The 12,447-nt window shown below is 71.2% G+C and carries 14 protein-coding genes; 9 read left to right on the top strand and 5 right to left on the bottom strand.

Annotated features, from left to right (window positions below):
- Window positions 1–5: 5 nt before the first annotated feature.
- Window positions 6–713 (bottom strand): response regulator transcription factor, encoded by a 708-nt coding sequence (locus tag FHS38_RS29360; protein ID WP_184738657.1) that lies wholly within the window; start codon window positions 711–713, stop codon window positions 6–8.
- Between the two features lie 265 nt (window positions 714–978).
- On the opposite strand from FHS38_RS29360, the gene FHS38_RS29365 reads away from it, so the two are divergent.
- The 8 genes from FHS38_RS29365 (at window position 979) to FHS38_RS29395 (ending at window position 7,743) form a co-directional block, all read left to right on the top strand.
- Entirely contained in the window at window positions 979–1,755 is a 777-nt protein-coding gene (locus tag FHS38_RS29365; protein WP_184738659.1) for an amino acid ABC transporter ATP-binding protein, read from the top strand.
- Between the two features lie 115 nt (window positions 1,756–1,870).
- Entirely contained in the window at window positions 1,871–2,791 is a 921-nt protein-coding gene (locus FHS38_RS29370) for a glutamate ABC transporter substrate-binding protein (RefSeq protein WP_184738661.1), read from the top strand.
- Between the two features lie 108 nt (window positions 2,792–2,899).
- Window positions 2,900–3,550 carry an amino acid ABC transporter permease gene (locus tag FHS38_RS29375; protein ID WP_130881842.1) on the top strand — a complete coding sequence of 217 codons (651 nt, stop codon included), beginning with the start codon at window positions 2,900–2,902 and terminating at the stop codon, window positions 3,548–3,550.
- Window positions 3,547–4,431: an amino acid ABC transporter permease gene (locus tag FHS38_RS29380; RefSeq protein WP_184738663.1), complete on the top strand. Its 885-nt coding sequence runs from the start codon at window positions 3,547–3,549 to the stop codon at window positions 4,429–4,431. The genes FHS38_RS29375 and FHS38_RS29380 overlap by 4 nt, the downstream gene beginning before the upstream one ends.
- Window positions 4,432–4,720: 289 nt before the next feature.
- On the top strand, window positions 4,721–6,574 hold the full coding sequence (locus FHS38_RS29385; RefSeq protein WP_184738665.1) for an FAD-dependent oxidoreductase: 1,854 nt from the start codon (window positions 4,721–4,723) through the stop codon (window positions 6,572–6,574).
- 32 nt (window positions 6,575–6,606) lie between these two features.
- Complete coding sequence (locus FHS38_RS36425; RefSeq protein ID WP_324606970.1) at window positions 6,607–6,693, top strand: putative leader peptide; 87 nt, start codon at window positions 6,607–6,609, stop codon at window positions 6,691–6,693.
- A gap of 145 nt (window positions 6,694–6,838) precedes the next feature.
- Complete coding sequence (locus FHS38_RS29390; protein ID WP_221495511.1) at window positions 6,839–7,372, top strand: cupin domain-containing protein; 534 nt, start codon at window positions 6,839–6,841, stop codon at window positions 7,370–7,372.
- Complete coding sequence (locus tag FHS38_RS29395; protein ID WP_184738669.1) at window positions 7,369–7,743, top strand: rhodanese-like domain-containing protein; 375 nt, start codon at window positions 7,369–7,371, stop codon at window positions 7,741–7,743. Before FHS38_RS29390 ends, FHS38_RS29395 begins: the two co-directional genes overlap by 4 nt.
- A 152-nt stretch (window positions 7,744–7,895) precedes the next feature.
- Here FHS38_RS29395 and recX read toward each other — a convergent pair whose 3' ends face one another.
- The 4 genes from recX to FHS38_RS29415 all read right to left on the bottom strand — a co-directional run bounded on the left by recX (window position 7,896) and on the right by FHS38_RS29415 (window position 11,324).
- A complete protein-coding gene (recX, locus tag FHS38_RS29400; RefSeq protein ID WP_184738721.1) occupies window positions 7,896–8,450 on the bottom strand; it encodes a recombination regulator RecX in 555 nt (184 codons plus the stop codon).
- A 78-nt stretch (window positions 8,451–8,528) separates the two neighbouring features.
- Window positions 8,529–9,644, bottom strand: a complete 1,116-nt coding sequence (gene recA / locus FHS38_RS29405; protein ID WP_184738670.1) for a recombinase RecA — start codon at window positions 9,642–9,644, stop codon at window positions 8,529–8,531.
- Between the two features lie 186 nt (window positions 9,645–9,830).
- Window positions 9,831–11,027 (bottom strand): AI-2E family transporter, encoded by a 1,197-nt coding sequence (locus FHS38_RS29410; RefSeq protein ID WP_308433594.1) that lies wholly within the window; start codon window positions 11,025–11,027, stop codon window positions 9,831–9,833.
- Window positions 11,028–11,129: 102 nt separating this feature from the next.
- Window positions 11,130–11,324, bottom strand: a complete 195-nt coding sequence (locus FHS38_RS29415) for a DUF3046 domain-containing protein (RefSeq protein WP_184738672.1) — start codon at window positions 11,322–11,324, stop codon at window positions 11,130–11,132.
- An 80-nt stretch (window positions 11,325–11,404) separates the two neighbouring features.
- Here FHS38_RS29415 and FHS38_RS29420 point away from each other — a divergent pair, with 80 nt between their 5' ends.
- Complete coding sequence (locus FHS38_RS29420; protein ID WP_184738674.1) at window positions 11,405–12,325, top strand: hypothetical protein; 921 nt, start codon at window positions 11,405–11,407, stop codon at window positions 12,323–12,325.
- Window positions 12,326–12,447 lie beyond the last annotated feature (122 nt).

Consider the following 12,447-nt stretch of genomic DNA (forward strand, 5'->3'; position numbering starts at 1 on the left):
TGCCGTCAGACGGCCGGAACGACGATTTTGTAACCGACGCCACGGACCGTTTCGATGAGCGCGGGCATGCGCAACTTGGCCCGCAGTGAGGCGACGTGCACCTCGAGGGTGCGGCCGGTCCCCTCCCAACTGGTCCGCCACACCTCGCTGATGATCTGCTCGCGGCGGAAGACGACGCCCGGGCGCTGGGCGAGCAGCGCGAGCAGGTCGAATTCCTTGCGGGTGAGCGGGACGGTGGAGCCGCTCACGGAGACGTGGCGGTTGGGAAGTTCGATGGTCAGCGCCCCGAGCCGTAGCGCGCACGGGGAATCCGCCTCGTGCGGCTCACCGGGGGCGTTGTCGGCGGGCGGGGTGCGCCGGGCCACCGCGTGGATGCGGGCGAGCAGCTCGCCGGTGTCGTAGGGCTTGACCACGTAGTCGTCGGCGCCGAGGTTCAGGCCGTGGATCTTCGATCGGGTGTCGGCGCGGGCCGTCACCATGATCACGGGCGTGGTGGTGCGCTTGCGGATCTTGCCGCACACCTCGAAGCCGTCCTGGTCGGGCAGGCCGAGGTCGAGCAGCACGACGCCGAAGGGCGCGCGCTCGGCCGGCAGCAGGGCCTGCAGGGCCTCCTCCCCGCTGCGGGCATGGGTGACCTGGAAGCCGTGCCTGGCCAATACCGCGGACAGGGCCGCGGCGACGTGGTCGTCGTCTTCTACGAGCAGGAGTCTCATCGGCCCCCCTCCGGGTGGCTGTGGCGTGACACCGCATCCACGCCGATGGACGCCCGGCGCGTCAAGGGGGTTCCGGCCTTGAAGGGGTTTCCGTTATGGACCCGGTACGCCCGCGCGTCCGGAGTGTGGCCCTGGGGCCCCGTTCACGCGGAGTGTCCGTTCGAGTCCGTATCGTTATGCTCAATTTCCGCTCAGATGTAATGACGCTGGTCGTCACGGCTCATTAGGGTCCACCCCAATCGAGGAGGACGGAGCGAGAACGCCGATGAGCGAAGTATCGGTGACCAAGGACGCGACCCCCGTCGCGGACGCACTGGTCGTCCTGAACAACGTCAACAAGCACTTCGGCGCGCTGCATGTGCTCCAGGACATCGACCTGACCATCGCGCGCGGCGAGGTAGTCGTCGTCATCGGGCCCTCGGGGTCCGGTAAGTCGACCCTGTGCCGGACGATCAACCGGCTGGAGACGACCGACTCCGGCACGATCAGCATCGACGGCAAGCCGCTGCCCCAGGAGGGCAGGGAGCTGGCACGGCTGCGCGCGGATGTGGGCATGGTCTTCCAGTCCTTCAACCTCTTCGCGCACAAGACCGTGCTGGAGAACGTGACGCTGGGCCAGGTCAAGGTCCGCAAGACGGACCGCAAGACGGCCGAGACGAAGGCCCGTTCGCTGCTCGACCGGGTCGGCGTGGGCGCCCAGGCGGACAAGTACCCGGCGCAGCTCTCCGGTGGCCAGCAGCAGCGCGTGGCGATAGCCCGGGCACTGGCCATGGACCCCAAGGTCATGCTCTTCGACGAGCCGACCTCGGCCCTGGACCCGGAGATGATCAATGAGGTGCTGGAGGTCATGCGGCAGCTCGCGGCGGACGGCATGACGATGGTCGTCGTCACGCACGAGATGGGCTTCGCGCGCTCCGCCGCGAACCGTGTCGTCTTCATGGCGGACGGGAAGATCGTCGAAGAGGCGCGCCCGGACCAGTTCTTCGCCAACCCGCGCAGCGACCGGGCGAAGGACTTCCTCTCGAAGATCCTCCACCACTGATCGATTCCGGCCGCGCTTCGCGGACCGCCTTTTACCCCTACCCCCTTTTCCCCCGCCGGGCCGCCGGCGGTTTCGACCACCCAGCGGACACCCGCAGACGCAAAGGATGTTCACCATGAAGCTCCGCAAAACCGCCGCAGCGGCCGCCGTGGTGCTGGCGCTCACCGCGTCCGCGACCGCCTGCGGCAAGTCGGGCAGCCCCGATGACGAGAGCGACAAGGCCAGCGGCGGCGCGTCGGCACCGACCCTGCCGACGTACAAGGTGAACTCCGCCGCCGATGTGAAGGACTCGCCCGTCTTCGAGAAGATCAAGGGCAAGACGATCACCATCGGCACCAAGGCCGACCAGCCCGGCCTCGGTTTCGAGAACCCCGGCACCAAGAAGCGCTCCGGCTTCGACGTGGAGATCGCCCGCATGATCGCGGCCGACCTCGGCTTCGACGAGGCGCACATCAAGTTCAAGACGGTCCCCTCCGAGGCCCGCGAGACGCAGATCGCCAGTGGCGGCGTGGATCTGTACGTCGGCACGTACACGATCAACGACGAGCGCAAGAAGCAGGTCGGCTTCGGCGGCCCGTACTACATCGCCGGCCAGGACCTGCTGGTGAAGGCCGACAGCGACATCAAGGGCCCGGACGACCTCAAGGGCAAGAAGGTCTGCTCGGCGACCGGCTCCACGCCGCTCAAGCGGATCAAGGAAGCCAAGTACGGGGTGGGCGAGGCCAAGGCGCAGCAGGGCTACCAGCTCTGTGTGCAGGACCTGGTCAACGGCTCGGTCGACGCCGTCACCACGGACGACTCGATCCTCAAGGGCTACGCCGCGGAGAACAAGGGCGCCCTGAAGGTCGTCGGCGCTCCGTTCTCCAAGGAGCCGTACGGCGTCGGCCTGATGAAGGACGACAAGGCGCTGCGCGACGCGGTCAACAACGCCATCGAGGCGCACATGAAGAGCGGCGACTGGAAGAAGGCGTACGACGCCACGCTCGGTCTCTCCGGGGCCGCCGCCCAGACCCCGCCCGCGGTCGACCGCTACTGACCAGCGGTGCCTGATCGGTGCCGCGCCGGCGAGGTCCGGCCCCCGGGGTGACCCGGGGGCCGGGCGCCCCGGCGCGGCTGCCCGCCACGCGATTTCCGGAGAAGTGACTTGAACGTTCTGTCGGACAACTTCGCGATGTTCCGCGAAGGATTTCTCGGCACCGTCGAGCTGACGGCGCTGAGCGCGGCGCTCGCCCTGGTGCTGGGCACCCTGATCGCGGCGTTCCGCGTTTCTCCGGTGCCCGCGCTGCGAATATTCGGCACCGCCTGGGTGACGCTGTTGCGCAACACCCCGCTGGTGCTGCTCTTCCTCGCCGTCACCCTGGGGCTGCCCGCGCTCGGGCTCAAGGGCTGGGACTCCTTCTGGCTCGCCGTCATGGCGCTGGGCTGCTACACCTCGGCGTTCATCTGCGAGGCCATCCGGTCCGGCATCAACACGGTGCCGGTGGGCCAGGCCGAGGCCGCCCGCTCGATCGGCATGACCTTCAACCAGACCCTGGGCCAGATAGTCCTGCCGCAGGCGGCCCGGACGGCGATTCCGCCCATCGGCAGCCTGATGATCGCCCTCGCCAAGAACACGGCGATCGCCTCGGGCTTCAACGTCACGGAGCTCGGCTCCGTGCAGAAGACCCTCAACGCCGCCTCGGGCTATGACATTTACGTGATCTTCCTGTGGATCGCGGTCTGCTACATCATCATCACTTTCACGATCAGCGGTCTCTTCCGACTGCTGGAGAACCGGCTGGCGGTGGCCCGATGACCTCGAGCGTCCTGTACGACGTACCGGGCCCCAGGGCCAAGGTCCGCAACCGGGTCTACGGCGTCGTGTCCGCCGTCGCCATCCTCGGCCTGATCGCCTTCATCGTCTACAAGCTCGACTCGACCGGCCAGTTCCAGGCCGGCCTGTGGGACGACTACGAGTACGCCGACACACAGCAGCGGATCCTCGACGGTCTGCTGACGACACTGAAGACGTTCGCGATCGCCGCGGTGCTCTCCGTGGTGCTCGGCACCGTGCTCGCGACGGGCCGGCTCTCCGACCACAAGCCCGTGCGCTGGGTGGCCACCACGGTCGTGGAGTTCTTCCGCGCCATGCCGCTGCTCATCATGATCTTCCTGCTCTACGCGGCGGTCTTCACCTCCGAGCCGATGTGGGCCCTGGTCATCGGCCTGACCCTGTACAACGGCTCGGTGCAGGCGGAGATCTTCCGGTCCGGCATCAACGCCGTGCCCCGCGGGCAGAGCGAGGCGGCGTACGCGATCGGGCTGCGCAAGACCCAGGTGATGACGGGCGTACTCGTCCCGCAGGCCGTCCGCTCGATGCTGCCGTCGATCATCAGCCAGCTCGTGGTGACCCTCAAGGACACCTCGCTCGGGTTCATCATCCTGTACGAGGAGCTGCTGTTCGTCGGTAAGGCGTTCGCCCAGCAGACCCCGCCCGTGAACGGCGTCTACGCCTTCATCCCGATGGTGATCGTCTTCGGTTCGATCTACATCCTGCTCTGTCTGGCCCTGTCCTCCGTCGCCACTTGGGTCGAACGGCGCACAAAGCGCTCGCGCAAGGGCTCCCCTCCCGCGATGCCCGCCGACGACCCGAGCATCACCAACGGGATGGGGGGCGCCGGGGGCCAAACGGCCTAGACCGGTGCCGGGCGGCTCCGGCGCGTGACGCCCCAAGCCCGACCGCACGACACGACGGTGACGCCCCGTCGGCCCGATCGGGCCGACGGGGCGCACGCGTTCCGGCGCGCCGTGGCGAACGCCATGGTCACTTGACGCAAGCACCCGCAATGGGTTGCATACGTTCTGTGATCGCGCACCGTGTTCCCCCCGGCTGTCCCCCTATGACCCGTACGGCCCGTACGGGCGGTACGCACCGCGCGACCCGCCACGGGATCGCCGGTCCCCACGGGTCCGAAGGAGCCGTGCCGTGGACCCGGTGATCGTCGTCGGGGCTGGCCCGGTCGGCCTCACCCTGGCCCTCGCCCTGACCCGGCACGAGGTGCCCGTCGTCGTCCTCGACGAGGGGCCGGCGGGCCGCGCCGAGGGAGCGGACCCGGCCGTCGGCGCGACCGGTGGCGCGGACCTCGACGACGAGCGCCTCGCCCGTACGGCCGTGCTGCGGCCGGACACCGCCCGGATGCTGGAGCGGCTGGGCTGTGCCACGGGGGACGGCGCCCGGTGGACCGGTTGGCGCACGGTACGGCGCCGCGCCGTGGCCGCCCAGCTGACGTTCAGGGAGCGCGAAGGCGTCGAGCACGTCAAACAGCCCGGGCGCTTCGGCGACTTCGAGGAGCAGCCGGGCGAGCCGTCCCCGCTGCACCTGCCGCAGTACGCGCTGACACGCGGACTGCGCGCCGCCCTCGCCCGCGCCCCGGGGGTCCGGATCGTCGGGGGCAGCCGCCTGGACACCCTGGAGCAGGACGCCACCGGGGTCACCGCGCACACCCGGGGCGCCAACGGCGCGACCTGGCGCGGCAGTTACCTGGTGGGCTGTGACGGCGCCCGTTCCGTCGTCCGCAAGCTGCTGGGCGTGCGCTTCCCGGGACGCACGGCCGTGGAGCGGTACGCGGTGGCCGCGCTCCGCGCCGAGCTGCCCTGGCCGGGCGAGGCCGTGCTGCACCGCGCGCCGCCGCACGGCGGCGGCGAGGTGACGGCCCGTCCGCTGCCGGACGGGGTCTGGCGGCTCGACTGGCTGCTGCCGCCGGGCCGCGATCTGGTCACCCCGGACCTGCTCGTCGCGCGGGTGCGCGATTCCCTGTACACGTGGTGCGGAGAAGTGCCGCCGTACGAACTCCTGGACACCGGCGTGCACGCCGTGCACCACCGGCTCGCCCGCCGCTGGCGCACCGGCCGGGCGTTCCTCGCCGGGGACGCCGCGCATCTGCTCGGCGCTCTCGGCACCCAAGGGCTCGACGAAGGGCTGCGGGACGCCGACAACCTCGCCTGGAAGCTGGGCCTGGCCTGGCACCAGGGCGCCTCGGACGCCCTGCTCGACAGCTACCAGGCGGAGCGGCGCGGGGCGATCGGCGCCCGGCTGCGCGCCGCGGACCGGGCGCTGCCGCCGGTGCGCGGCGTGGGTGGCTGGAGCGCGGTGCGGCGGACGGTGGTACCGGGCGCGGCGCGGGGGCACGACGGGCTGCTCGGCGACGGGCACTTGGGGCGCGGACCGCTGGGAGCGCCCTACGTCTACACCCGCACGCCCCTGGCCCCGGCCGCGCCTCCCGCGAGCGCCGTCCCGGTGGGGACTGCCGTGGGGGCGCCGGTCGTGGACGTCCCGGTGACCGCGCCGGACGGTTCGGACACCCGGCTGCGGGACCGGCTGGGCGGCGGTCTGCTGGTGGTCCTCGTCGCCCCCGGCACAAGCGTGTGGGAGCGGCGGCACTGGCTGGGTGCCGGGCTCATGCCACGGCTCGCGGCAGCCGTCTGCGCTCTGCCGATGCCCGCGGAACTGCTGGTCACCGAGGGGTATCCGGGGGCCGCGGCACACACGGTGCTGCTGGTGCGGCCGGATGGGCATCTGGCCGCGGCGCTGGCCGGGGTGCGGCCGGCGGAGCTGTACGCGTGCGCGGACGCGGTGCGTGGCGGCGCGGTGGGAACGCCCGACGTGCGCGAGACGGGAGCGGCCGGTGGCGGCACGGAGATCGCCGGGATGACCGCAACGACCGGAACCGCCGGGGGCACGGTGTCCCAAGGACCCGCGAAACGCTCGGGCCGGGCCGGACGCGCCGGGCTCGCGGGGGCGACCGACGGAGCGGCCAGTGAGGCTACGGCCAATCGTTGACCCGTCCGGGCCACCGTGGTTGACTCCGGAGCGTGACTGAGAGCGGCGCGCGTTTCTGGCGGAGGGTCCATCTGGACCTGGTCCGCTATGCGGGTTGCGTCTGTCGTCCGTCCTGCTGATCCGCTGTCTCTTCGCGCGATCGTCTTCCCGCCATGTCTGTGGGAGGTCGCGCGCTCCTTCGCGATCCCTCAGGACGGTCCCCCTGTGTCTCTCCCCGTCGGCGCGTCCGCGCTTCCCGCTTCTGCCTCCTCCGCTGTCTCCTCGCTGGCCTCCGGCTCCTCCGCGGCTCCCTCTTCGGATGTCCCCGCGCCTTCGGCAGCCGATCTTCTGGGATTCGCCCGCCGCACCGCTTCCGACACCGCGCTCGTCGCCTCGCTCCCCCTCGACCCCGAGGGCCGTACCTGGATCCGGCTGGAGGGGCCGGGCGGAAGTGAGGCCTGGCTGATCGGGTGGCCGCCCGGCACCGGTACGGGCTGGCACGACCACGGCGGCTCGCACGGAGCCTTCGCGGCGGCGGCGGGACGGCTCACCGAGCAGTCACTGTCCGCCCAACTGCCCACCGAGGGCTGGAAGGTGCTGGAGCTGGCGGACGGCGTCGACCGTCAGCGGCAGCTCGCCGACGGGCAGGGCCGGGCCTTCGGACCGCACCATGTGCACCAGGTGTTCAACGCCTCGGCGAGGGAGCACGCGGTGTCCGTGCACGCCTACTACCCACCGCTGCCGATGATGCGGCGCTACAGCCGGGTGGGACAGGTACTGCGGCTGGAGCAGGTCGAGTGGGCGCAGGAGTGGGCATGAGGATCGAGGAGCTGCTGGCCGCCGCCCGCGCGGACCTCGACCGCCTCGATGCGGCCCAGGCCGCCGAAGTGCAGGCCGGGGGCGGCCTGCTGGTCGATATCCGCTACGCGGCGCTGCGGGAACGTGACGGGACCATCCCCGGGGCGCTCGTCGTGGAGCGCAATGAACTGGAATGGCGGCTCGACCCCGTCTGCGAACACCGGGCGGCGGAGGCGAGCGGTCACGACCTGCGGGTGGTCGTGATCTGCAACGAGGGCTACGCCTCCAGCCTGGCCGCCGTCTCCCTGCGGCAGCTGGGGCTGCGCCACGCCACGGACGTGGTGGGTGGTTTCCAGGCCTGGCGGGCGGCGGGACTCCCGGTGGTGCCCTGACCGCAGGCGCGGCCGTGACGGCAGGCCCCTGTGCCACCCCTTCGGGCCGGCGCTCGGGTCGGCTCCCGTGGGGCGGGCGCTCGCGGGCGACCGTCATCGGACACCGGCGCGGCGGGCGGCGGGGTCCGAGCCGAGCCCGGACCGCCCGTCGGTCAGTCGTCGGGCAGGTAGTGGTCCAGCAGCTCGGGGTCGTCACCCTCATCCTCCAGGGCCTGGCGCACCACTCGGAGGGCGAGACCCTCGGCGTAGCCCTTGCGGGCCAGCATCCCGGCGAGGCGTCGGAGTCGCTTCTCCCGGTCCAGGCCGCGGGTGGCCCGCAGCTTGCGCTCGACCAGCTCCCGGGCCGTGCGCTCCTCCTGCTCGGAGTCGAGCTGCCCGACGGCCTCGTCGATCACCGCGGAGTCCACGCCCTTGGTGCGCAGTTCACGCGCCAGGGCACGGCGGGCCAGCCCCCGGCCGTGGTGCCGGGACTCCACCCATGCGTCGGCAAAGGCCGCGTCGTCGATCAGCCCCACGTCCTCGAACCGCGACAGCACCTCCTCCGCCACCTCGTCGGAGATCCCGCGCTTGGCCAGCGCGTCCGCCAGCTGCTTGCGGGTCCGGGGCGATCCGGTGAGCAGGCGCAGGCAGATCGCCCGCGCCTGCTCCTCCGGCCGCTGCGGCGCCCCGTCCCCGGCCCTCGACGGGGAAGGGGGGCCGCCGTCCATGCGGTCGTCCGCGCCCAGGTCCGACCGGTCTCCCCCGGCCTGAGGCCGGGGGCGGTACCCCCATCGCTGTGCCACGGTCTAGCTCTTGGCCGCCGCGGCCTTGGCCGACTTGCCCGTGGACTTGGCCGCGGGGGCCGGCACCGACTTGGCGGGCTCGCCGGCGGCGTCCGGGCCGGGCTCGGCGGCCGGAGCCTCGGGGCGCACGCCCACGCCCAGCTTTTCCTTGATCTTCTTCTCGATCTCGTTGGCGAGGTCGGGGTTGTCCTTCAGGAAGTTACGGGCGTTCTCCTTGCCCTGGCCGAGCTGGTCGCCCTCGTAGGTGTACCAGGCACCGGCCTTGCGGACGAAGCCGTGCTCCACACCCATGTCGATCAGGCCGCCCTCGCGGCTGATGCCCTGGCCGTAGAGGATGTCGAACTCGGCCTGCTTGAAGGGCGGCGCGACCTTGTTCTTGACGACCTTCACACGGGTGCGGTTACCGACGGCCTCGGTGCCGTCCTTGAGGGTCTCGATGCGGCGGATGTCCAGTCGCACCGAGGCGTAGAACTTCAGCGCCCGGCCACCGGTCGTCGTCTCCGGGGAGCCGAACATGACGCCGATCTTCTCGCGGAGCTGGTTGATGAAGATCGCGGTGGTCTTGGACTGGTTGAGCGCACTGGTGATCTTACGGAGCGCCTGGCTCATCAGTCGGGCCTGGAGGCCGACGTGCGAGTCGCCCATCTCGCCCTCGATCTCCGCGCGCGGCACCAGGGCGGCGACGGAGTCGATGACGATCAGGTCGAGGGCACCGGAGCGGACCAGCATGTCCACGATTTCCAGCGCCTGCTCGCCGGTGTCCGGCTGGGAGAGGATGAGGTTGTCCGTGTCGACGCCGAGCGCCTTCGCGTACTCCGGGTCGAGCGCGTGCTCCGCGTCGACGAAGGCGACCGTGCCGCCCGCCTTCTGCGCGTTGGCCACGGCGTGCAGGGTGAGGGTGGTCTTACCGGAGGACTCCGGTCCGTACACCTCCACGACACGGCCACGCGGCAGTCCGCCGACGCCGAGAGCGACGTCGAGAGCGGTCGACCCGGTGGGGATGACCTCGATGGGGTCGTTAGGCCGGTCGCCGAGGCGCATCACCGCGCCCTTGCCGAATTGGCGTTCAATCTGTGCGAGTGCGGCGTCCAGCGCCTTCTCGCGGTCGGTTCCTGCCATGGGTTCCACCCGGTTTGCTTGAGTCGATCGCTTCACGTCCACGACGCTAACGCCTGCCACTGACAATCGGCCCGGGCGTCGTCCTGGCCTGTGGATAACTCGCCTCTACCAGCGTCCGTCATCAGGCCCGGAACCCCATAAGAATGGATGTTCGATTTTGGTGTCAAGCGCGCCACTCCGCCCGCGTCACCGCCCGCGCCACGCCCTGAACAACCGCCCGAAGATCGAATCTCCCGGGCCGCGGCGCGGCCGCCGGCCGTGCACCCGCGGGTCGTCCGTGACGTCGTAGCGCTTCACGTACGCGCCGAGGAAGGCCTGGAGCGTCGCGGTCGCCGGGATGGCGATCAGCGCGCCCACCGCACCGAGCAGCGCGGTGCCCGCGACCACCGAACCGAAGGCCACGGCCGGGTGCAGGTCGACGGTCTTGGCCGTGATGCGCGGCTGGAGCAGGTAGTTCTCGAACTGCTGGTAGATCACGACGAAGCCGAGCACCCACACCGCGTACCAGGGGTTCACCGTGAAGGCGAGCAGCATCGGGAGCGCGCCCGCGAGGTAAGTGCCGATGGTCGGGATGAACTGGGAGACGAGCCCGACCCAGACCGCGAGCGCGGGGGCGTACGGCACCCCGAGGACCTGGAGCAGGACGTAATGCGCGACGCCGGAGATCAGCGCCATCAGAGCGCGCGAGTAGAGGTAGCCGCCGGTCTTGTCGACGGCGATCTCCCAGGCGCGCAGCACCTCGGCCTGCCGGCTGGGCGGCAGCACGGAGCACAGGGCCCGGCGCAGCCGGGGCCCGTCGGCCGCGAAGTAGAACGAGAAGAGCAGCACGGTCAGCAGCTTGAACAGGCCGCCCAGGACCGTGGTGGAGATGTCCAGGACACCGGCGGCGCTGTTCTGGACGTACTTCCGCAGCCAGTCCGAGTGCAGCAGGTTGTTCTGCACCTCGACCCGGGAGAGGTCGGTGTGGAACGTCCGGTTGATCCAGCTGATCACGGAGTCCAGATAGGCGGGGAAGTTCTCCACCATGGTCACGATCTGGTCGGCGAGCACCGACCCCATGAGCGTGAAGAAGCCCGCGAAGGCGACGATCACCCCGAGGTAGACCAGGCCCGTCGCGAGCCCCCGGCGCATGCCGCGCGCGGACATCCGCGCCACGGCCGGTTCGACGGCGAGCGCGAGGAAGAACGCGATCAGGATGTTGAGCAGCAGGCCGATGAGCTGGTGGAACGCCCAGCTGGCCAGCTGGAAGCAGGCGAACAGGGCGAGCGCCGCCACCATCGCCCGGGGCAGCCAGCGCGGCATGCCGGCGCCGGAGCTCCCACCGGCAACGGTGTCGGGAGGAGGCGGTGGGTCATGATCCGGGGTGTCGTCTGTGGCTGCCACGGGGCAAGTGTCACCCATACGGCCAGGAGCAAAACCGGGCGCCGTGTGCCCCTCGGAGCACCTACCCGGGAATCCCGGCGTGTGCCGGCCTCCGCGGGGGCGTCAGCGCCTGTCTTCGGGGATCTCCATGGCCCTGCACACCCCGCGCCACACGTCCTTGGCGTTCCAGCCCGCGTCGAGCGCCTGGTGCACGGTCCTCCCGCCGAGCTCGGACATCACATGATCGCGTGCGAAGGAGTCGGCGTACGCCACGCCGAAATAATCGCCCATCCGCTGCCAGAAGACCGTCAACCGCATGCGCCCAGTATCCCGCCCCTGAGAGTGCTGCCGGGCACGAGCCGCTGACCGGTGCCGCTTTCCGCCCTTACGGTCGGGACATGGCCCGATCCGGAGCATCCCCCGTAGTCCGTGCCGAACAGTTCGTCTGGCTGACCGCCCGCGTCCTCGAACAGCGCAGATTCGCGTTCCACTTTCTGGACGGCGACCCCGACGCCGTGGAAGCGGCCCTCAATGCCTATCTGGGTGACGACGGCGGCTACGGCCACGCCCTGGAGCCCGATCTGCGCGGGCCGGTGAGCCAGCCCCTGCACACCGCGCACGCGCTGCGCGTGCTCGACGAGATCGGCCGCTGCGGTGACCGGCGGGTGGAGCGCGTGTGCCGCTATCTGACGGCGGTCTCCACCGCGGACGGCGCGTTGCCGGCACTGCACCCGTCGCTGCGCGGCTATCCGGCCGCCCCTTGGATCCCGATCGTGGACGACCCGCCCAGCGATCTGCTCGCCACCGGGCCCGTGGTGGGCCTGCTGCACCGGAACGCGGTCTGGCACGCGTGGCTGTTCCGGGCCACCGACTTCTGCTGGGCCGCGGTCGACGCCCTCGGCCAGGGCGCGAAAACTCACCCGTACGAGGTCCAGGCGGCCGTCGCCTTCCTGGACGGCGCCCCCGACCGCGCCCGCGCGGAGGCGGCGGCGGAGCGGATCGGCCGGGTCGTACGGGAGCAGCGGCTGGCCGTCCTGGACCCCGAGCGCACGACGGACCACCCCGTGCCCGACGGCTACGCGCCCGGCGAGCACCACTTCCCTCACGACTACGCGCGGAACCCGGACTCGGTGGCCGCCGCCTGGTTCACCGACGCGGAGCTGCAGCGGTCACTGGACTTCCTGGCCGCCTCGCAGGAGGACGACGGCGGCTGGCCGATCCGCTGGCGGGAGTGGGCGCCGGGGACGCGTCTGGAGTGCCGCCCGATGGTGACCGTCGCCGCGCTGCTCACTCTGCGGGCGTACGGGCGCGCCGTATAGCCGCCCCCGCCCTGGCCCGCGGAACCGCGCCGTCGCCCCGGAGCCTCGGCCTCCCCTTCGACGGAAGCCTGGCTGACCTGCGGATCCAGGGCATTGTCAGTGGGGCGGTACAGGATGGGGGC

Source organism: Streptomyces netropsis (assembly GCF_014203545.1).
Lineage (GTDB): Bacteria > Actinomycetota > Actinomycetes > Streptomycetales > Streptomycetaceae > Streptomyces > Streptomyces netropsis.